This is a genomic window from Cellulomonas chitinilytica (genome assembly GCF_016862675.1).
GTDB lineage: Bacteria > Actinomycetota > Actinomycetes > Actinomycetales > Cellulomonadaceae > Cellulomonas > Cellulomonas chitinilytica.
In genome coordinates this window covers 1-19,485 of sequence record NZ_BONK01000002.1, presented here as the reverse complement: position 1 = coordinate 19,485, position 19,485 = coordinate 1, and the positions used below count along the sequence as shown (strand labels likewise).

Sequence of the window (19,485 nt, the reverse complement as noted above, 5' to 3'; positions counted from 1 at the left end):
GCGGGGGTCAGGCCCCTGCGCGGGACTCGATGAGCTGGAGCAGCGTCCGCACGCCCACCCCGGTGCCGCCGACGGGCGTGTACCCGTGCGCGCTCTTCTCGTTGAACGCCGGACCCGCCACGTCGAGGTGCGCCCACGGCGTGTCGCCGACGAACTCCCGGAGGAACACGCCGGCCGTCAGCATCCCGCCGAACCGGTCGCCGATGTTCGCGATGTCGGCGACCTTCGACTTGAGGCTCGCCCGGAGCTCGGCGGGCAGCGGCATCGGCCAGAACTGCTCGCCGCTCGCGTCGGCGGCGGCGACGACCTCGGCGCGCACGTCCTCGGTCCCCATGACGGCCGAGACCCGGTGGCCGAGCGCGACCAGCTGGGCACCCGTGAGCGTCGCGATGTCGATGACGACGTCGGGGCCCTCCTCGACCGCGGCGACGAGGCCGTCGGCCATGACGAGCCGGCCCTCGGCGTCGGTGTTGAGGACCTCGACGGTCTTCCCGCCGCGGATCGTGAGCACGTCCGACGGCCGCTGGGCGGTCCCCGACGGCATGTTCTCGGCGAGGCAGAGCCACCCGGTCACGGCGACCGGCAGCTCCAGCCGAGCAGCCGCGACCACGGTGTGCAGCACGGCGGCGGCTCCCGCCATGTCGGACTTCATCGCCTCCATGCCGGCCGCGGGCTTGATCGAGATGCCACCGCTGTCGAACGTGATCCCCTTGCCGACGAGCGCGACCTTCGCCTTGGGCCGGGACGGCGCGTACGCCACCTTCACGAGACGAGGTCCGCGGACCGACCCCTGACCCACGCCGACGAGCCCGCCGTAGCCGCCGGCCGCCAGCGCCTTCTCGTCGAGGACCGTGACCTTGACGCCCTTGGCGCCCGCGTCCTTCACGGCGGCCTTGGCAGCGTCGGCGAACGCCGCGGGGAACAGGTCGTTGGGGGCGGCGTTGACCAGGTCGCGGGTGGCGTGCACCGCGGCGGCGACGACCTCGGCGCGCTGGACGGCGTCCTTCGCGGCGCGCGTGCGGCCGAGCGACGTCACGACCTCCAGGTCGCGGACGGCCGCCCGGGCGGCGTCGTCGGTGCGGTAGCGGTTGTACGCGTAGGCGCCGAGCAGGCCGCCCTCGACGACGGCGGCGAGCGAGTCCTGGTCGTCGGCGGGCAGAGCGAGCGCGACGGTCGCGGTCCCGGTCAGCTCGCGGGTCGCCGCGCCGGCAGCGCGACGCAGGACCTCGGGCGAGACGGACTCCGCGGCACCGACACCGGTGAGGACGAGGACGGCGGCGTGCAGACCGGTGCCGGGCAGCCGGCGGACCTCGTCGGCCGCGCCGGTCACACCCAGGGCAGCGCCGTCCCGCTCGATCGAGGTGCGCAGGTCCTTCGGCAGCCACGCGCCGCCGAGGACGCGCGGGGCGCCGTCCTTCTGGGCGACGGCGACGACCACGGCGTCGACGGAGAGGCGGGCAGGGTCCTGTGAGGTCAGCGTCACGGTCACCGCTCGATCGTATGTCGTCGGTGCCGGTGCACCCGTGCACCGCCGGTACGGTGTGGTCCCGTGATCGTGCCCCTCGCGCTGCTCGTCGTGCTGCTGTGCGTCGTCCTGGCCGGGTGGGCCGCGTGGTTCGTGGTCCGCGACCGTGCGGTGGTCCTGCGCCAGCTGTGGGGCGGTGCCGTGGTCGAGTCCGTGCTCGTCGTGCAGGCCGTGGTCGCAGCCGTGCTCGCGGCGACCGACCCGCCCGCGGGCCTCAGCGGCGGGCTCTTCTGGGGCTACGTCGTCACGCAGGCGGTCGTGCTGCCGTTCGCGGCCGCCTGGGCGTTCGCCGAGCGCACGCGGTGGAGCTCGGTCGTCCTTCTCGTCGCGGCCCTGACCGTGGCTTTCCTCGAGTACCGACTGCTCCAGATCTGGGGGACCGTGTGACCGACCAGCGTCCGACGCACCGGGCGACCGGGACCGGCCCGGGACGGCTGCTCGTCGCCGTCTACGGCATCCTCGCGCTCGCCGCGACCGCCCGGGGCGTCTACCAGGTGTCGACCAAGCTCGACGAGGCCCCGGTCGCCTACCTCCTGTCCCTCGCCTCGGGCGTGGTCTACGTGGTGGCGACGTTCGCGCTGGCCACGGACCGTCGTCGCCTCGCATGGGTCACGGTCGGGATCGAGACCGTCGGTGTGCTCGTGGTCGGCACGTTGTCCCTGGTCGACGTCGGCGAGTTCCCCGACCAGACCGTGTGGTCCGGGTTCGGCCGGGGCTACGGGTACGTGCCGCTCGTGCTGCCGTTCCTCGGCCTGTGGTGGCTCTGGACGACGGGCAGGACGCGCACGGACGGCGAGGCGCCCGAGGCCGCACAGCACCTAGGGTGAAGGCGTGTACCGCCTGCTGTTCGACCTCGTGTTCCGACGGATGGACCCCGAGAAGGCCCACGAGGTGGCCTTCGCTCTGATCCGTGGCGTCGCGCGCGTCCCGGTCCTGCGCGACGTCGTCCGGCGGGTCTTCGCGCCGCCGACGAGCGGCGCGGTCGAGGTGTGGGGTCGCCGGTTCCCCGCCCCGTTCGGCGTCGCCGCCGGCTTCGACAAGAACGCGACCGGTGTCGCGGGGCTCGCGATGCTCGGCTTCGGGTTCGTCGAGATCGGGACCGTGACGGCCCAGCCGCAGCCCGGCAACGAGCCGCCGCGGCTGTGGCGTGTGGTCGAGCAGCGTGCGCTGCGCAACCGGATGGGCTTCAACAACGAGGGCTCGGCGGCGGTCGCGCAGCGCCTGCAGCGGCTGCGTGCGACCCCGGCAGGCCGCCGGCTGGTCGTCGGCGTGAACATCGGCAAGACGAAGGTCACGCCGGTCGAGCAGGCACCGGCCGACTACGCGACGAGCGCGGGACGGCTGGCCCCGTACGCGGACTACCTGGTCGTCAACGTCTCGTCGCCGAACACGCCGGGCCTGCGGGACCTGCAGTCGGTGGCCGCGCTGCGACCGATCCTCGAGGCCACCCGGGTCGCGGCCGACGAGGCGACCGCCGCGATCGCGCGCCCGCCGGTGCCGCTGCTCGTGAAGATCGCGCCCGACCTCTCGGACGAGGACGTCGACGCGGTCGCGGAGCTCGCCGCCGAGCTCGGGCTCGACGGCGTCGTCGCGGTGAACACGACGATCGCGCACGACCTCGGTCCGGGCGGGCTGTCGGGTCCACCGGTCCTCGCCCGCGGGCTCGACGTCGTGGCCCGGCTGCGCAGCCGGCTCGGTCCGGATGCCGTGATCATCGGCGTCGGCGGCGTGTCGACCCCGGCCGACGCCCGGGAGTACCTGGCGGTCGGCGCGACGCTCGTCCAGGGCTACACCGGGTTCGTCTACCGGGGACCCGCGTGGGCGTCACGGATCACCCGGGCCCTCGCCTCGGACGCGGCCCGCCGCGCGTCCGTCCGCAGCTCGGCGGCCGTGTGATGGTCGTCCGTCCGCAGTGGGAGTGGCGGTTCGAGGACGCCTCGGGCGATGCGTTGGACCGCCCGGTGAGCCCCGTGTTCACGACGCAGTTCGACGCCGAGCAGTGGCTGGGGGAGCACTGGCGGTCGCTCGCCCAGCAGGGTGTGCACTCCGTCGCGCTGGTGCACGACGGCGAGCAGGCCACCGCGGCGCTCGTGCTGCGCTGAGCTGGCGGTAACCACTCACACGACCGCGCGCACCGCGTAACCGGGCGTGGACGTCACCGAGCCCAGGCTCTCCCACGCGTCGGCGAGCCCCGTGACCGCACGGGTGAGGGTCTCGGGCGACTCGCTGAACGGCAGGCGCAGGTGCCGTTCGAAGCTGCCGTCCACGCCGAACGCGGGACCGGGGACGAGGCGCACGCCGTGCCGGACGGACACCGCGGCGAGGGCGCTCGACACAGGTGCGCCGAGGTCGACCCAGAGCGAGAGCCCACCGGCGGGCACGGGGACCCGCCAGGACGGGAGCCGCTGACCCAGCAGGCCGACGAGCAGGTCGCGTCGTTCGCGCAGGACGTCGCGACGTCGCGGCAGGAGGTCGCCGGCGTGGGCGAGGAGCTCGGTGACGACCAGCTGCTCGAGGACGGCCGTGGCGATGTCGACGTTGCCGCGCACGGCCGCGAGCCGCGCGACGAGGTCGGGGTGGGCGCGGATCCATCCGATGCGCAGACCTCCCCAGAAGGCCTTCGACGCCGACCCGATCGACACGACGAGACCGGAGGCCCGGCCGTCGCCGGCGAACGGTGCGGGGGCGGCGCCGTCGAGCGTCAGCTCGGTGAGGACCTCGTCTCCGACGACGACGGTGCGGTGCCGCCGGGCGATCGCGCGCACCCGCTCGCGCTGCTCGGTGTCGAGGCTGGTGCCCGTCGGGTTCCGGTGGTCGGGGATCAGGTAGACGAGGCGGGGGGCGACCTGCCGGACGGTGGACTCCAGGAGGTCGACGTCGAGCCCGTCGGCGCCGCTCGGCACCGGCACCGGGCGGGCGGCGGCGCGGCGGACGACGTCGATCGCGTGCGGGTACGTGGGGTGCTCGACGACCACCCGGTCGCCCGGCGACGCGTGCGCGGCGACGAGCAGGTGGATCGCCTGCTGGGCGCCCGTCGTGACGAGGACCTGGTCCGGGGTCGTCGGTGTGCCGCGTGCGGTGTACCAGTCGGCGATCGCGCCGCGCAGCACGGGCAGGCCGAGCGGCGCGTAGCCGGTGCCGGCGAGGTAGCGCGGAAGGGCGTCGAGCGCCGCGAGGTACGCGCCGTGCAGGGCGGAGGGTGCGGACGGGGCGGCGATCGACAGGTCGGCGGCGTCGTCGTCGGCCTCCACCCAGGTCCGGGCCTCGGCGCGGGCGCCCGGTCCGGTCGGCAGCGTGGTCACCGTGCCGGAGCCGCGGCGGCTGACGAGGTAGCCCTCGTCGCGCAGCAGGTCGTACGTCGCGGTGGTGGTGGTCCGCGACACGCCGAGCGACTCGGCGAGCTCGCGCTCGCTCGGCAGGCGGGTGCTCAGCGGCACGGCACCCGACAGGATCGCGGCGCGCAGCGAGTCGGCGAGCGCGATGTACGCGGGGCCGGATCGTTGCCAGGCGCCGAGCACGGTCGCGAGGCGTGCGCCCGCCATCCGGCGGTCGGTGGGCAGGTCGGTCACCGTCATGAAGCCACTATCTCAGAAATGGCTATGCAAGGGGAGGCCACTGCGCACCAGAATCCTCCGTATGGACGCGACGATGAGGGCCACTCTCGTCCTTCTCGGAGTGGCAGGCACAATCGGACTGGTGGTGGCGTTGGTGAGGATCGTGGCCCGGGACGGCTGGGGGCACCGCCTGCCGCCGGCAGCGCGGCACGACTGGGCAGAGGGGACCACCGTGGAGATCGAGCGCAGCACGCAGGTGCACGCGTGACGGCCCCGGTCCGTCGCGGCACCCAGCTGCTCGGCGGACTCGTCCTCTACGCGGCGTCCATGGCCCTCCTCGTGCACGCCGGCCTCGGGAACATGCCGTGGGACGTGCTCACCCAGGGCATCTCGCGCCACACCGGCCTCTCGTTCGGCACGATCACGCTCCTGACGAGCGTGGTCGTCCTCGCCTGCTGGATCCCGCTGCGCCAGCGCCCCGGCGTCGGGACGGTGGCCAACGTCCTCGTGATCGGACTGCTGGTGGACCCGTTCCTCGCGGGCCTCGACCGCCTGCCCGACCCGCTGCCGCTCGCCGTGCGGATCGTCATGGCCGCCACCGGGATCGTGCTCAACGCGCTCGCCACCGGCCTGTACGTCGGTGCGCGGCTCGGGCCCGGACCGAGGGACGGGCTCATGACCGGACTCGTCGCCCGGACCGGCCGCTCGGTGCGCCTCGTCAGGACCAGCATCGAGGTGCTCGTCGTCGCCGCCGGCTGGGTGCTCGGCGGGACCGTCGGCCTGGCCACGGTCGCCTACGCCGTCGGGGTCGGACCGCTGGTGCACGTCTTCCTGTCGCGGCTCACGGTCCCGCTCCCGCTCGCGCCGGCGTCCATGGCTCCCGTCGAGCACGTCGCGCTCCCTGCGGTCGCGACCGGTGCAGGGGCGGACCCCGAACCGGCCGCCTGCTGATGGCACGACGACGGGCCCCGGACGCACCGTCCGGGGCCCGTCGTCGCACAGGTCAGCGCGAGGGCGAGTTCTTCGCCGTCTCGGCAGGGTCGGTCACGACAGAGTCGCCGAGGACCTCGTCGATCCGTGCCATGAGCTCGGCCGGGATCTCGACGCCCGACGCCTTGACGTTCTCCGCGACCTGCTCGGGCCGGGACGCGCCGATGATCGCGGCCGCGACGTTCGTGTTCTGCAGGACCCAGGCGACGGCCAGCTGCGCCATCGTCAGGCCCAGCTCGTGGGCGACGGGGAGGAGCCGCTGGACGCGCTCGAGCACCTCCCGGTTCTCCAGGAAGCGCCCGATCATTCGGGCGCCGCCCTTCTGGTCCGTGCCGCGCGACCCGGCCGGCGCAGGCTGACCGGGCTGGTACTTGCCCGTGAGCACGCCCTGCGCGACGGGCGACCAGACGATCTGCGACAGGCCCAGCTCCTCCGACGTGGGGACGACGTCGGACTCGATGACACGCCAGAGCGCCGAGTACTGGGGCTGGTTCGAGACGAACGGGATCCGCAGCTCCTGAGCGAGCGCGTGCCCCTGACGGATCTGGTCCGCCGTCCACTCGGACACGCCGATGTAGTGGGCCTTGCCGGCGTGCACGATGTCGGCGAACGCCTGCATCGTCTCCTCGATCGGCGTCGCGTGGTCCCACCGGTGGGCCTGGTACAGGTCCACGTAGTCGGTCTGGAGCCGCTGAAGAGAGCCGTCGATCGACTCCATGATGTGCTTGCGGGACAAGCCCATGTCGTTGGCGCCGCCGGGGCCGGTGGGCCAGAAGACCTTCGTGAAGATCTCGAGCGACTGGCGCCGCTCACCCTTCAGTGCCTCGCCGAGGACGCTCTCCGCCTTGGTGTTGGCGTACACGTCGGCGGTGTCGAAGCTCGTGATGCCGACGTCGAGCGCCGCGCGCACGCACGCCTTGGCGGTGTCGTTCTCGACCTGCGAGCCGTGGGTGAGCCAGTTGCCGTAGGTGATTTCGGTGATCTTGAGGCCGGATCGGCCCAGGTGACGGTAAGCAACCATGGGCTCAACCCTATGTCGGCTCAGGAGGGCCGCTGGCCGTGCTTCACCTGAGGCTTGGGCATGCGCGACGGGCGGATCTGGAACGTGCGGATCAGCGCGTACGACATCGTGCCCTTGGGCGGCGCGTCGATGCCGAACTTCGCGGCGAACGCCTTCTTCAGCCTCCGCCACATGAGCCAGCCGTCGACGATCGCGGCGAGCACGAAGACGTACAGGACGAGGATCGCCAGCGCGGCGAGCAGCGGCGCGGCCTTGCTCAGCGTGAGCTGCACGACGAGCAGCACGGCGGCGGCCGGCAGGATCAGCTCGGCCAGGTTCCACCGCGCGTCCACCCAGTCGCGGACGAACCGTCGCTGCGGCCCGCGGTCCTTCGCCGGCATGAACCGCTCGTCGCCCGTCTGCATCGCCCGGTACTCGCGGTCGCGCTGCTCCTTGGCCTGCTGACGGCCCGCCTTGCCCGCCGCCTTGCGGTCGGTGGGGACGAGGGGACGCTTGTTCGCGGCCTCGGCCTCCTTGCGCTTGGGCGTGGGGCGCCCCTTGCCGTCGGGAGACGGGGTGGCCTGCGCCGTCACCGGCGTCGCGTCCTGCGGGTCGTTGCTGCGTCCGAACACCCTGTCAGGGTAGTCGAGTAGCGTGACAGCCCGTGACCGCTCCGACGCCTGCCGGGATCGACGCCGACCGCGTCGAGACCCTCCGCACCCGCACCGCCGACGCCTTCCCCGCACTGAGGTCCGACCTGGAGGCGCTGGTGCGCATCCCGGGCGTCTCGAACACCGAGTTCGACCAGGCCCACGTCGACGCGAGCGCGACGGCCGTCGCCGAACTGCTGCGCGGCGCCGGCCTCGACGACGTGCGGATCCTCACGGCGTCGACCCCCGACGGCCGGGCCGGTGCGCCCGCGGTCGTCGCGCGCCGGCCCGCCCCGGAGGGTGCGCCGACGGTCCTGCTCTACGCCCACCACGACGTCCAGCCGCCGGGCGACGACGCCGACTGGGTCTCGCCGCCGTTCGAGCCGACCGAGCGCGACGGCCGGCTCTACGGCCGAGGCTCGGCGGACGACAAGGCGGGGGTCGTCGCGCACCTCGGGGCGCTGCGCGTGCTCGGTGACGAGCTGGGCGTCGGCGTGACGGTCTTCGTCGAGGGCGAAGAGGAGATCGGCTCGCCGACGTTCACGGCCTTCCTGCACGCGCACCGCGACCTGCTCCAGGCGGACGTCATCGTGGTCGCCGACTCGGCGAACTGGGCCGTCGGTGTCCCCGGGCTCACGACGTCCCTGCGGGGGCTCGTGGACTGCACCGTCGAGGTCGCCGCGCTGCACCATGCCGTCCACTCGGGCCAGTTCGGCGGCCCGCTGCTCGACGCACCGACGCTCCTGGCACGGCTGGTCGCCACCCTGCACGACGAGCACGGCGACGTGGCCGTCGCGGGGCTCGTGCGCGCACCCGACCCGTCGGTCGACTACGACGAGGACGCGTTCCGCGCCGACTCCGGCGCCCTGGACGGTGTGGAGCTGGCCGGGACCGGCCCGCTCACGGCCCGGCTGTGGACCAGGCCCGCGATCTCCGTGATCGGGCTCGACGCGCCCCGCGTGGCGAGCGCGTCGAACACGCTGACGCCGCGTGCGACGGCGAAGCTGTCGGTCCGCATCGCACCAGGTCAGGACCCGGCGGCCGCGATGGACGCCGTCCGCCGTCACCTCGTCGAGCACGCGCCGTTCGGCGCGCAGGTCACCGTCACCGACGGCGAGCAGGGCAAGCCGTTCCAGGCGCCGCTCGACTCGACGGCCATGCAGGCGGCGCGCTGGGCGTTCGCGCGGTCGTGGGGCACCGAGCCGGTCGACATCGGCATCGGAGGCTCGATCCCGTTCATCGCGGACCTGCTCGAGGTGTTCCCGGACGCCGCGATCCTCGTCACCGGCGTGCAGGACCCCGACAGTCGTGCGCACGGGGCGAACGAGTCGGTGGACCTGGGCGAGCTCGAGCGGGTCGTGCTGGCCGAGGCGCTGCTGCTGGAGCGGCTCGCGCAGGGGTGACCTGCCGGCGTCAGCGGGCGGCGACGTCCACGGCGCGTGCCCACGTGGCGACGTCCTCGGGTAGCTCGGGACTCGTCGCCTCGCCGCCTGCCAGGAGCGTGACGACGTCGGTCGCCGCGACGCGTTCGCCGTCCCGCCCGAGGAACCGTCCCGCCACGACGCCGCGGGCGACGTGCTCGCCGCGCAGCGTGAAGGTCTGCTCGAGGTAGACGACCCGGGCGTCCCAGCCGAGCACGCGCGACGTGAGGTCGAAACGCTGCCCGAACGTCAGGGACCGCCGGTACTTGATGGTGGACGCGGCGACGACCGGGAACCAGCCGCGGTCCGCGAGCAGGCCGTACGCACCGAGGTCGGCGAGCAGGTTGCTGCGGCCGACGTCCATCATCTGCAGGTACACGCCGTTGTTGACGTGCCGGTACAGGTCGAGGTCGCCGAGGTGCACGCGCAGCCGCGTGACGGACGGGTCGAGCAGCCCCTGGCCGGGGATCGCCGGACGAGGGCGCCAGGTGGCGAGCGCGAGCTGGAGGGTGCGGATCACCCGTCGATGCTACTGACGAGTAACTGAGGTCCGCCTGAGACTCGGTCAGACGGGCGGCGCGGGGTCGTACTGGATACCTCGCCGGACGCCCCGGGCCATGTCGACCGACTCGAGCCGCGCCACGAGATGGAGTGCCATGTCGATGCCCGCGGACACGCCGGCCGACGTGATGACGTCGCCGTCGTCGACGAACCGCGCCTCGGTGTCCGCGAGCACGCTCGGGTCGAACGTCGCGAGCTCGTCGAACGCCGCCCAGTGCGTGGTCGCGGGACGGCCCGACAGCAGGCCGGCGGCCGCGTACACGAGCGCTCCCGTGCAGACCGAGACGAGCAGGGGAGTGGTCGCACGCATGCGCCGCACCCACTCGAGGTGCTCCGGGTCGGCCGCCAGCGCGCGCGTGCCCTGACCACCCGGGTACAGGAGCACGTGCAGCGGGCCCACCTCGTCCGCGCTCCGGTCCGGGACCAGGCACAGGCCCTTGGCGCAGCGCACGCCCGCCCCGTCCGTCGAGAACGTCACGACCTCCGGGTGCAGCGCCGAGTGCTGGGCCCACGACGCCAGCACGTCGTAGGGACCGACGACGTCGAGCTCCTCGGCGCCGTCGAAGACGAACAGGCCGACCCGCAGGTGACTGCCCGTGTTCACCCAGTACCCCCTCAGTACCCCGGCAGCGCGAGCATCTGGTCGAGGGCGACGCGAGCCCAGTGCGCGTCGTCGGCATCGACGACGATCCGGTTGACCACCCGTCCGGCGGCGAGCGACTCCATCGCCCAGACGAGGTGCGGCAGGTCGATGCGGTTCATCGTCGAGCAGAAGCACACCGTCGAGTCCAGGTAGTGGATCTGCTTGTCGGGGTGCGCGTTCGCGAGGCGCCGCACCAGGTTGAGCTCGGTGCCGATCGCCCACGACGAGCCGGGCGCAGCCGCGTCGAGCGCCTGGATGATGTACTCCGTCGACCCCACCATGTCCGCGGCGTTGACGACCTCGTGCTGGCACTCCGGGTGCACGAGCACGGTCACGTCCGGGACCGCCGCGCGGATGTCGGAGACGTTGCGCGGCGAGAACCGGCCGTGCACCGAGCAGTGGCCACGCCACAGGATCATCCGGGCGTCCCGCAGTTCCTGCACGGTCAACCCACCACCGGGCTTGCGCGGGTCGAACACCACGCACGCCTCGAGCGGCAGTCCGAGCAGACGCACGGCGGTGTTGCGGCCCAGGTGCTGGTCGGGCATGAACAGCACCTTCCCGGTGCCGTCGAGCCCGCCGACCTGGTCGAACGCCCACCGCAGGGCCACGTGCGCGTTCGACGACGTGCACACCGTCCCGCCGTGCCGTCCGGTGAACGCCTTGATGGCGGCCGTCGAGTTCATGTAGGTCACGGGCACGGTCTGCTCGGCGACCCCGGCGTCGACGAGCACGTCCCACGCGTCCTCGACCTGGTCGATCGCGGCCATGTCGGCCATCGAGCAGCCCGCGGCGAGGTCGGGGAGGATCACCTGCTGCGCGTCCGACGTGAGGATGTCCGCCGACTCGGCCATGAAGTGCACGCCGCAGAAGAGGACGAACTCGGCCTCCGGACGGGCCGCGGCCTCGCGCGCGAGCTTGAACGAGTCGCCCGTGACGTCGGCGAACTGGATGACCTCGTCGCGCTGGTAGTGGTGGCCGAGCACGAACGCCCGGTCGCCCAGCGCGGCGCGCGCGGCGCGTGCCCGCTCGACGAGGTCGGGGTCGCTGGCCGCCGGCAGGTCGCCGACGCACTCCACGCCACGTTCCGATGCGAGGTCGACGCCCCGTCCGAGGAGCAGCAGCGCGGACGGGGCCGGCTCGGCGAACGTGCGGGGCGTGGGAGTCGTCAGGCTCACGGGGTCGATCCTCGCACAACGGCGTCGGTGCGAGATCGGTCGCCCCGGCAGCGCGCCCCGCGGTCGTCGGCGCGCGACGTGCCACGATGCACGGCGTGCACGTGCTCATCGCCCCTGACAGCTTCGGCTCGAGCCTCACCGCGGCGCAGGCGGCGGACGCGATCGCCTCGGCGTGGCGTGAGGCGGCACCGGAGGACGACGTGCGCACGTGCCCGCTCGCCGACGGTGGTCCCGGCTTCGTCGACACGCTCCGCGCGACGCTCGGCGGCGACCTCGTCGCGCTGACGGTCGCGGGCCCGCTGGGCGATCCCGTCCCGGCGGCGCTCCTGGTGGTCGACGGCCCGTCGGGTCGCACGGTGTACGTGGAGTCGGCGCACGCGGTCGGGCTCCCGCTCGTGCCGGTCGACCGCCGGGACCCGACGCGCACCACGTCGCGCGGCGTCGGCGACCTCCTGCTCGCCGCGCGGCGGACCGGCGCCGAGCGGGTCGTCGTCGGTCTCGGTGGCTCCGCGACGAACGACGCCGGCGCGGGCATGCTCGCGGCCCTCGGTCTCCCCGAGCGCCTCGCCGGCGGTGGGGGAGCGCTCGCCGGGATCACGCAGACGGACCTCGCGGACCTGGCGCCCGTCCGTGCCGGGTGGTCGGGCGTCGAGCTCGTCGTCGCGACCGACGTCGACGTCCCGCTGCTCGGCCTGCAGGGGGCGTCGGCGGGGTTCGCGCCGCAGAAGGGCGCCACACCCGAGCAGGCCCAGGACCTCGAGCGTGCCCTGGGTGATTTCGCGCACGCCGCGACGGGCGCGCTCGCCGACGTGCTGCGGCCCGACCTGCTCTCGGGGTCCAGGCCGACGTCTGCGACCTCACGGCTCGTGTCGGCGGCGGGTGCCGGAGCCGCCGGGGGCCTCGGGTTCGGTCTCTCCCTGCTCGGCGGCCGCCTGGTGCCGGGGGCTGCCCTCGTCGCGGACCGCACCGGGCTGGACGCCCGCCTCGCCGCCGCCGACGTCGTCGTGACTGGTGAGGGGCGGTTCGACTGGCAGTCGCTGCACGGGAAGGTCGCCGCGGAGGTGGCGTCGCGCGCGCTCGCCCACGGGGTGCCGACGATCGTGCTCGCGGGCGAGGTGCTCGTCGGTCGGCGCGAGCTGTCCGCCGCGGGGATCGCCGCCGCCTACGCCGTCGCCGAGCGTCCGGCCGACGTCGAGGCCGCCCTCGCCGACCCGGTCGGCTCGCTCCACGAGCGTGCGCTGCGCGTGGCACGCACGTGGTCACGGTGACGCCGGTACGGGCATCCCGCCCGCGTGGTCGTACGCTGGCCGGGAACATCTGCACGCCCGCCGCTGTTGGGCAGGGTTGACGTGAGGATGGCGCCCCGGCGCCGACGTCACGTCGGGCAGCCCTCGTGAGACGAACTGGAGTGACGATGAGCGAGACCACCGAGACCGCGACGCACGGCGTCCTGCTCACGGACGTGGCCGCGTCCAAGGTGCGCAGCCTGCTCGAGCAGGAGGGCCGCGACGACCTGCGTCTGCGCGTCGCCGTCCAGCCCGGCGGCTGCTCCGGCCTCATCTACCAGCTGTACTTCGACGAGCGCGTGCTCGACGGCGACGCCCTCAAGGACTACGACGGCGTCGAGGTCGTCGTGGACCGCATGAGCGTCCCGTACCTCGAGGGCGCCACGATCGACTTCGCGGACACGATCGAGAAGCAGGGCTTCACGATCGACAACCCGAACGCGGGCAGCGCCTGCGCGTGCGGCGGCTCGTTCAGCTGACCTGAGCGCGATGGGCCCGGCACCGGTCACTCGGTGCCGGGCCCATCGTCGTCCCGCGGTCAGCGCGTCCGGACCGTGATCGTGTGCACCCCGTCGTCCTCGGCCGAGGAGACGAGCTCGTGACCGCGCATCCGCGCCCACGCGGGGACGTCGTGGACCGCGGCCGGGTCGGTCGCGAGGACCGTGAGCTCGGTGCCCGCGGGGGAGTCGCGCGCGGCCCGCGCCAGGCGGATCACGGGGGCGGGGCACCGCAGGCCACGGGCGTCGACGACGACCGGGCCGCCGTGCGCCCCGCCCGCCGGCGCCGTCACAGGCCCGCCACCCCGAACGCGTCCCGCACCTGCCCGACGACTGCCGGCAGCGCCACGAGGAAGCGGTCGACGTCCTGCGCCGTGACGCCCCGGGGGAGGCCGAGCCGCACGTTGCCGTGCGTGAGCACGCCCATCGCGGCCAGCACGTGGCTCGGCTCGAGCGCGCTCGACGTGCACGCCGAGCCCGACCCGACGGCGAACCCGAGCGCGTCGAGGCCGCCGACGAGCGCCTCGCCGTCGACGTACAAGCAGGAGAACGTCACGACGTGGGGGAGCCGCTCGACGGGGTCGCCCACCACCTCGACGTCGGGCACGTCCGCGCCGACCCGGTGCCGGACCCGGTCCACGAGCGTGCGCCGGAGCACGTCGTCCGTCGGCCGGCTCGCCTCGGCGACCTGCAACGCGACGGCGGCCGACAGCGCGGCGGGCACGCTCACGCCGCCGGGGAACCAGCGGTCCTCGTCGTCGGGCCGGTCAGGGGAGCGGCGGACGCCACGCCGGGTGACGAGGACGCCGATCCCGGCCGGGCCGCCCCAGTCGCCCGCGTCGCCCGCGAGCAGGTCCCACTCGGGTCCCACGGCGACGTGACCGAGGCTCGCCCCGGCGTCGACGAGCAGCGGCACGCCCGCGCGTCGTGCGGCGTCGTACGCCTCGGGCACCGGTTGGAGGGTGCCGACCTCGCCGTTCGCGTGCTGCAGCGCGGCCAGCGCGACGCCGGGGCGTGCCACGGCGGTGGTGAACGCGTCGAGGTTGACCCGGCCGAGCCCGTCGACCGGGACCGTCAGCCGGGCGTCCGCCCCGACCCGGTCCGCGGCGGCGAGCACCGCGGCGCGCTCGACGGCGCTGACCACGACCTGGCTCCCGGTCCGGCGACGACCGGCGGCGGCCGTGAGGACCGCGGAGTGCAGCGCGGCCGTGTGCGACGGCGCCAGGTCGACGTCCTCGGTGCGAGCGCCGACGACGGACGCGATCGCCTCGCGGGCGCCGTCGAGCAGCATGCGTGCCCGCCGGCCCTCTGTGTGCAGCCGCCGGGGGTCCGCCCAGCCCTGGTCGAGCGCCTCGACGTACGCGGCGCGAGCCTGCGGGAGCAGCGGCGCCCTGCCGCCGGCGTCGAGGAACGTGCGGACAGCAGCCTCGGGCGGCGTGGCGTGCGTCACACCCGCGGGGGCCGGGCGGTCGTCGTGCTGAGGCGTCACCCCCGCACGGTAGTCCGCCCTGCCGCAGCCGGGAGCGCCGCTCCCGGATGTGCTCGCCGTGTGACGGTGCTGACACCGCGTCGCCATCCGGTGTCGTCCGCACGAAACGCGGTGGTCGGCACGCTAGGCTGCTCAGGTCGAGGACGAAGGTCCCGGGTGGTGTCTCCAGTACCAGGTGGGCACGCTGACGGGACAGCGAGTGAGAGGTCCCCTGTGCACCCGGACACCCCCCGCCGGACGCGTCGTCCGGCCCTGAAGTGGGCCGGACTCGCAGCCGTCGTCGCGGTCGCCCTCAGCGGTTGCTCCGCCGAGGTCGAGCGCGGCTGGCTGCCCGGCAACTCTGATGCTGAGGTCACCGACCAGACCGCCCGGATCGTGAACCTGTGGGTCGGGTCCTGGATCGCCGCACTGATCGTCGGTCTCATCACGTGGGGCCTGATCCTGTGGTGCGTCGCGGTCTACCGGAAGCGGAAGAACGACAGCACGCTGCCCGTGCAGCTGCGCTACCACGTCCCGCTCGAGGTCATGTACGTGATCCTGCCGATCATCATGGTGGGCGTCCTGTTCTACTTCACGAACCGGGACACCACGGCGATCCAGGACACGTCCGCGCCGGCGCAGAACCACGTCCAGGTCATCGGCAAGCAGTGGAGCTGGGACTTCAACTACCTCGACGACGACGCGTACGAGACCGGCCAGCACGCGCAGGACGTCGGCTCCGCCGGCACCGGCGTGCTCCGCGACCAGGTGACGCTGTGGCTCCCGGTCGACGAGAAGGTCGAGTTCACGCTGGACTCGCGGGACGTCATCCACTCGTTCTGGGTGCCGTCGTTCCTCTACAAGATGGACATCATCCCGGGCAAGACGAACACCTTCCAGGTCACGCCGACCGAGATCGGCCTGTACGAGGGCAAGTGCGCCGAGCTCTGCGGCGAGTACCACTCGTCGATGCTGTTCAACGTCAACGTCGTGAGCCGTGACGACTACGACAAGCACATCCAGGAGCTCAAGGACAAGGGCCAGGAGGGGGCGCTCGGTCTCGAGTACAGCCGCCAGCAGGACCTGGCCGAGGTCCCGCAGGAAGGTGAGAACTGATGGCCGCCGTCGCGGAGCACATCCCCGGCCTGGCGCCCTCGCGCCAGACGCTGGGTCGCACGGTGATCAAGTGGATCACCTCGACCGACCACAAGACGATCGGGTACCTCTACCTGATCACGTCGTTCGTCTGGTTCGCGATCGGCGGCATCCTCGCGCTGCTGATCCGCGCCGAGCTGTTCGCCCCCGGGATGGACGTGTTCCAGTCCCGTGAGCAGTACAACCAGGCGTTCACGATGCACGGCACGATCATGCTGCTGCTGTTCGCGACGCCGCTGTTCGCCGGGTTCGCGAACGTGATCATGCCGCTGCAGATCGGTGCGCCCGACGTGGCGTTCCCGCGGCTCAACATGGTCGCGTACTGGTTCTTCTTCTTCGGCGGCACGATCGCCGGCGCCGGCTTCTTCACGCCGCAGGGTGCCGCGTCGTTCGGCTGGTTCGCCTACGCCCCGCTCTCCGACACCGTGTACTCGCCCGGTCTCGGCGGCGACCTGTGGGTGTTCGGGCTCGCGCTCGCCGGTTTCGGCACGATCCTCGGTGCGGTCAACTTCATCACCACGATCGTCACCATGCGCGCCCCCGGCATGACGATGTTCCGGATGCCGATCTTCACCTGGAACACCCTGGTGACGTCGCTGCTGGTCCTCATGGCGTTCCCGCCGCTGGCCGCTGCGCTGTTCGCGCTCGGCGCCGACCGCCGCCTCGGCGCGCAGGTGTTCAACCCGGACAACGGCGGCGCCATCCTCTGGCAGCACCTGTTCTGGTTCTTCGGGCACCCCGAGGTCTACATCATCGCGCTGCCGTTCTTCGGCATCGTGACCGAGATCCTGCCCGTCTTCAGCCGCAAGCCGATCTTCGGCTACAAGGGCCTCGTCTACGCCACGATCGCGATCGCCGCCCTGTCCGTGACCGTGTGGGCGCACCACATGTACGTCACCGGGTCGGTGCTGCTGCCGTTCTTCTCGTTCATGACGATGCTCATCGCGGTCCCGACCGGTGTGAAGTTCTTCAACTGGATCGGCACGATGTGGCGCGGCAAGCTCACGTTCGACACGCCGATGCTGTGGACGATCGGGTTCCTCGTCACGTTCCTGTTCGGCGGTCTGACGGGCATCATCCTGTCCAGCCCGACGCTCGACTTCCACCTGTCCGACTCGTACTTCGTGGTGGCGCACTTCCACTACGTCGTGTTCGGCACGGTCGTGTTCGCGATGTTCGCGGGCTTCTACTTCTGGTGGCCCAAGATGACGGGCCGGATGCTCGACGAGCGGCTCGGCAAGATCCACTTCTGGCTGCTGTTCATCGGGTTCCACACCACGTTCCTCATCCAGCACTGGCTGGGCGTCAAGGGCATGCCCCGTCGGTACGCGGACTACTCGCCCGACGACGGCTTCACGTGGATGAACCAGGTGTCCACCGTGGGCGCGTTCATCCTCGCCTCGTCCACGCTGCCGTTCCTGTGGAACGTCTACACGACGTGGCGCAACGCCCCGCTCGTGACGGTCGACGACCCGTGGGGCTACGGCGCCTCGCTCGAGTGGGCGACCAGCTGCCCGCCGCCGCGGCACAATTTCACGTCGCTGCCCCGCATCCGCTCCGAGCGGCCTGCGTTCGACCTGCACCACCCGGAGGTCGCGGCGATGGACCACGTCGAGCCGAACACCGGGCTCCTCGACTGGGAGGCCGACCGGCGCGGTGAGACCACTGCCGCCGCCGACCGTGTCGCCACCGGTACCGCCGAGCCCGAGCAGTCCACCGCGACCATCGTGGAGGACCGTCCCGCCGACCAGCCCGACGAGGAGAACGACCGGTGAGGCTCGAGACCAAGCTCTTCCTGTACGGGGTGCTCTTCTTCGTCCCCGTGGGCCTGATCTACGCCTGGTGGAGCGGCGGTGAGCCGGTCGGGATGATCGGTATCCCGCTCGTCGGCGGTCTCGTCGGGATGATCGGCGCGTACTTCGCGCTCCTGTCGCGTCGCATCGACCCGCGTCCCGAGGACGACGAGCTCGGCGAGATCGAGCAGGGCGCCGGCGACCAGGGCGTCTACAGCCCGTGGAGCTGGTGGCCGCTGGTCATCGGCGTCGCCGCCGCCATCGTCTTCGCGGGCATGGCCGTCGGGTTCTGGCTGTCGTACATCGGTCTCGCGCTCGGTGTCATCGCCCTCGTCGGCTGGGTGTTCGAGTTCTCCCGCGGGCAGCACGCCCACTGACGCATCGCCCTGAGGGGCTGTCGGACGCCACACGCGTCTGACAGCCCCTCAGTCGTCCCTGGGGTCGCTGTGGAGCCCGTGGCCGCGCAAGACCTCCTGCGCCGTCTCCAGGATGTCCCGAGGGCCGTTGCGGACGAGCACCCCACCCGGAGAATCGGACGTCGTCCGTGACCTCGCACAGGCCCACGGGCGGTCGGTAGGCGGCGGCCGACGCGTCGTCGGGGAACAGCGCCTCGGCGAGGACGAGCCCGTCGAGAGCGCCGAGGAACACACGTCGTACCCCAGTGGAGGAACGACCGACCGCTCCTTCACGAGCGTCGCGGCCGGCAGCTCGCTCAGCAGCGCGAACTCGTGCTCCGAGACGTAGATCGTCGTCAGCTCGCCCCAGGGCACACCCGGCAGCTTCTGCGTGAGCTTGTGCACAGGAGGACCCGACGCGTCGAGCTCCTCGACCCGGCGCAGCCGCAACCGCGTGCCGTCCAGGTAGCGGTCGACGATCAGCCGGCGCCGGACCACGTCGGCGGTGGGTGGGGGAGCGGCGCACAGGAACCGGCGCTCACGCTCGGTGCGGGCGTACGCGGACGGCACGGCCACCACCTCCGGTGAATGCGCGGAGGGCCGCCCGCACGTGCGGACGGCCCTCCGGCGGTGTCGTGTGACGACTCAGAGCGACGGGACGATGAGACCCGACGTCTGGGTGCGGGCCCGGTCGAACCGCGCGGCGGCGTCCGTCCAGCTCACGATGTTCCACCACGCCTTGACGTAGTCCGCCTTGACGTTGACGTAGTCGAGGTAGAACGCGTGCTCCCACATGTCGAGGACCACGACCGGGACCAGGCCCAGCGCGATGTTGCTCTGCTGGTCGTAGAGCTGCACGACGACCAGCTTCGAGCCGATCGAGTCCCACGCGAGGATGGACCAGCCGGAGCCCTGGATGCCGAGCGCGTTCGCGGCGAAGTGCTTCTGGAAGGCCTCGAACGAGCCGAAGAACTCGTCGATCGCGGCCGCCAGCTCGCCCGTCGGGCGGTCGCCGCCCTCGGGGGAGAGGTTCTGCCAGAAGACGGAGTGGTTGACGTGACCGCCCAGGTTGAACGCCAGGTTCTTCTCGTGCAGGTTCACCGCGGCGAAGTCGTCGGCCTCACGGGCGGCCGCGAGCTTCTCGAGGGCGGTGTTGGCGCCCGTCACGTAGGCGGCGTGGTGCTTGTCATGGTGCAGCTCCATGATCCGCCCCGAGATGTGCGGCTCGAGAGCCGCGTAGTCGTAGGGCAGGTCCGGAAGCGAGTAGTCAGCCATGCGTGAGTACCTCTCCTGCTCAGGCCGCGACCGTCTGCCACGGCTGCGGGGGATAGACGAAGCGGGCGGCTCGCCGTCAACGGCGAGCCGCCCG

Annotated in this window: 23 protein-coding genes; 12 read left to right on the top strand and 11 right to left on the bottom strand. The window is 72.7% G+C overall.

The window, feature by feature from the left end:
* Positions 1 to 7: 7 nt before the first annotated feature.
* A complete protein-coding gene (locus Cch01nite_RS02620) occupies positions 8 to 1,489 on the bottom strand; it encodes a leucyl aminopeptidase (protein ID WP_203748221.1) in 1,482 nt (493 codons plus the stop codon).
* 60 nt (positions 1,490 to 1,549) lie between these two features.
* On the opposite strand from Cch01nite_RS02620, the gene Cch01nite_RS02615 reads away from it, so the two are divergent.
* The 4 genes from Cch01nite_RS02615 (at position 1,550) to Cch01nite_RS02600 (ending at position 3,627) form a co-directional block, all read left to right on the top strand.
* Positions 1,550 to 1,912 (top strand): hypothetical protein, encoded by a 363-nt coding sequence (locus Cch01nite_RS02615; RefSeq protein ID WP_203748218.1) that lies wholly within the window; start codon positions 1,550 to 1,552, stop codon positions 1,910 to 1,912.
* A complete protein-coding gene (locus Cch01nite_RS02610; protein WP_203748215.1) occupies positions 1,909 to 2,352 on the top strand; it encodes a hypothetical protein in 444 nt (147 codons plus the stop codon). Before Cch01nite_RS02615 ends, Cch01nite_RS02610 begins: the two co-directional genes overlap by 4 nt.
* Before the next feature lie 4 nt (positions 2,353 to 2,356).
* Positions 2,357 to 3,421, top strand: a complete 1,065-nt coding sequence (locus tag Cch01nite_RS02605) for a quinone-dependent dihydroorotate dehydrogenase (protein ID WP_203748212.1) — start codon at positions 2,357 to 2,359, stop codon at positions 3,419 to 3,421.
* 65 nt (positions 3,422 to 3,486) lie between these two features.
* Complete coding sequence (locus Cch01nite_RS02600) at positions 3,487 to 3,627, top strand: hypothetical protein (protein WP_308439190.1); 141 nt, start codon at positions 3,487 to 3,489, stop codon at positions 3,625 to 3,627.
* A gap of 15 nt (positions 3,628 to 3,642) precedes the next feature.
* Here Cch01nite_RS02600 and yczR read toward each other — a convergent pair whose 3' ends face one another.
* The gene (yczR, locus tag Cch01nite_RS02595) at positions 3,643 to 5,100 is read right to left on the bottom strand and encodes a MocR-like transcription factor YczR (RefSeq protein ID WP_203748206.1); all 1,458 of its coding nucleotides are present in this window, start codon (positions 5,098 to 5,100) and stop codon (positions 3,643 to 3,645) included.
* A 121-nt stretch (positions 5,101 to 5,221) separates the two neighbouring features.
* Here yczR and Cch01nite_RS22890 point away from each other — a divergent pair, with 121 nt between their 5' ends.
* Complete coding sequence (locus tag Cch01nite_RS22890; protein WP_275407160.1) at positions 5,222 to 5,347, top strand: hypothetical protein; 126 nt, start codon at positions 5,222 to 5,224, stop codon at positions 5,345 to 5,347.
* The gene (yczE, locus tag Cch01nite_RS02590) at positions 5,344 to 6,030 is read left to right on the top strand and encodes a membrane protein YczE (RefSeq protein ID WP_203748203.1); all 687 of its coding nucleotides are present in this window, start codon (positions 5,344 to 5,346) and stop codon (positions 6,028 to 6,030) included. The genes Cch01nite_RS22890 and yczE overlap by 4 nt, the downstream gene beginning before the upstream one ends.
* A 52-nt stretch (positions 6,031 to 6,082) precedes the next feature.
* On the opposite strand, the gene Cch01nite_RS02585 is transcribed toward yczE, so the two are convergent.
* A complete protein-coding gene (locus tag Cch01nite_RS02585) occupies positions 6,083 to 7,090 on the bottom strand; it encodes an aldo/keto reductase family protein (RefSeq protein ID WP_203748200.1) in 1,008 nt (335 codons plus the stop codon).
* 20 nt (positions 7,091 to 7,110) lie between these two features.
* On the bottom strand, positions 7,111 to 7,701 hold the full coding sequence (locus tag Cch01nite_RS02580; RefSeq protein ID WP_203748197.1) for a DUF3043 domain-containing protein: 591 nt from the start codon (positions 7,699 to 7,701) through the stop codon (positions 7,111 to 7,113).
* A gap of 32 nt (positions 7,702 to 7,733) precedes the next feature.
* Between Cch01nite_RS02580 and Cch01nite_RS02575 the strand changes: the two genes are divergently transcribed.
* Positions 7,734 to 9,122 (top strand): dipeptidase, encoded by a 1,389-nt coding sequence (locus Cch01nite_RS02575; RefSeq protein ID WP_239069785.1) that lies wholly within the window; start codon positions 7,734 to 7,736, stop codon positions 9,120 to 9,122.
* A gap of 10 nt (positions 9,123 to 9,132) precedes the next feature.
* On the opposite strand, the gene Cch01nite_RS02570 is transcribed toward Cch01nite_RS02575, so the two are convergent.
* The 3 genes from Cch01nite_RS02570 to nadA are packed head-to-tail and all read right to left on the bottom strand — an operon-like array spanning position 9,133 to position 11,516.
* Positions 9,133 to 9,660, bottom strand: a complete 528-nt coding sequence (locus Cch01nite_RS02570; RefSeq protein WP_203748194.1) for an acyl-CoA thioesterase — start codon at positions 9,658 to 9,660, stop codon at positions 9,133 to 9,135.
* 45 nt (positions 9,661 to 9,705) lie between these two features.
* On the bottom strand, positions 9,706 to 10,305 hold the full coding sequence (locus Cch01nite_RS02565) for a DJ-1/PfpI family protein (protein ID WP_203748191.1): 600 nt from the start codon (positions 10,303 to 10,305) through the stop codon (positions 9,706 to 9,708).
* Positions 10,306 to 10,316: 11 nt separating this feature from the next.
* A complete protein-coding gene (nadA, locus tag Cch01nite_RS02560) occupies positions 10,317 to 11,516 on the bottom strand; it encodes a quinolinate synthase NadA (protein ID WP_373309764.1) in 1,200 nt (399 codons plus the stop codon).
* Between the two features lie 92 nt (positions 11,517 to 11,608).
* On the opposite strand from nadA, the gene Cch01nite_RS02555 reads away from it, so the two are divergent.
* Both Cch01nite_RS02555 and erpA read left to right on the top strand, forming a co-directional pair.
* On the top strand, positions 11,609 to 12,790 hold the full coding sequence (locus Cch01nite_RS02555) for a glycerate kinase family protein (RefSeq protein ID WP_203748184.1): 1,182 nt from the start codon (positions 11,609 to 11,611) through the stop codon (positions 12,788 to 12,790).
* 146 nt (positions 12,791 to 12,936) lie between these two features.
* Positions 12,937 to 13,287, top strand: a complete 351-nt coding sequence (gene erpA, locus Cch01nite_RS02550; protein ID WP_203748181.1) for an iron-sulfur cluster insertion protein ErpA — start codon at positions 12,937 to 12,939, stop codon at positions 13,285 to 13,287.
* Between the two features lie 59 nt (positions 13,288 to 13,346).
* On the opposite strand, the gene Cch01nite_RS02545 is transcribed toward erpA, so the two are convergent.
* Entirely contained in the window at positions 13,347 to 13,598 is a 252-nt protein-coding gene (locus Cch01nite_RS02545; RefSeq protein ID WP_203748178.1) for a sulfurtransferase TusA family protein, read from the bottom strand.
* Entirely contained in the window at positions 13,595 to 14,755 is a 1,161-nt protein-coding gene (locus tag Cch01nite_RS02540) for a cysteine desulfurase family protein (protein WP_239069883.1), read from the bottom strand. Before Cch01nite_RS02540 ends, Cch01nite_RS02545 begins: the two co-directional genes overlap by 4 nt.
* A 252-nt stretch (positions 14,756 to 15,007) precedes the next feature.
* Here Cch01nite_RS02540 and ctaC point away from each other — a divergent pair, with 252 nt between their 5' ends.
* Genes ctaC through Cch01nite_RS02525 form a run of 3 tightly spaced genes read left to right on the top strand, consistent with a single transcriptional unit; the run spans position 15,008 to position 18,098 of the window.
* Positions 15,008 to 15,889 (top strand): aa3-type cytochrome oxidase subunit II, encoded by an 882-nt coding sequence (ctaC, locus tag Cch01nite_RS02535; RefSeq protein WP_203748171.1) that lies wholly within the window; start codon positions 15,008 to 15,010, stop codon positions 15,887 to 15,889.
* On the top strand, positions 15,889 to 17,703 hold the full coding sequence (gene ctaD, locus Cch01nite_RS02530; protein ID WP_203748169.1) for an aa3-type cytochrome oxidase subunit I: 1,815 nt from the start codon (positions 15,889 to 15,891) through the stop codon (positions 17,701 to 17,703). Before ctaC ends, ctaD begins: the two co-directional genes overlap by 1 nt.
* A complete protein-coding gene (locus tag Cch01nite_RS02525) occupies positions 17,700 to 18,098 on the top strand; it encodes a cytochrome c oxidase subunit 4 (RefSeq protein ID WP_203748166.1) in 399 nt (132 codons plus the stop codon). Before ctaD ends, Cch01nite_RS02525 begins: the two co-directional genes overlap by 4 nt.
* A gap of 48 nt (positions 18,099 to 18,146) precedes the next feature.
* Here Cch01nite_RS02525 and Cch01nite_RS02520 read toward each other — a convergent pair whose 3' ends face one another.
* Both Cch01nite_RS02520 and Cch01nite_RS02515 read right to left on the bottom strand, forming a co-directional pair.
* Complete coding sequence (locus Cch01nite_RS02520) at positions 18,147 to 18,686, bottom strand: hypothetical protein (protein ID WP_203748163.1); 540 nt, start codon at positions 18,684 to 18,686, stop codon at positions 18,147 to 18,149.
* Positions 18,687 to 18,761: 75 nt separating this feature from the next.
* Complete coding sequence (locus Cch01nite_RS02515; protein WP_203748160.1) at positions 18,762 to 19,391, bottom strand: superoxide dismutase; 630 nt, start codon at positions 19,389 to 19,391, stop codon at positions 18,762 to 18,764.
* Positions 19,392 to 19,485: the final 94 nt, after the last annotated feature.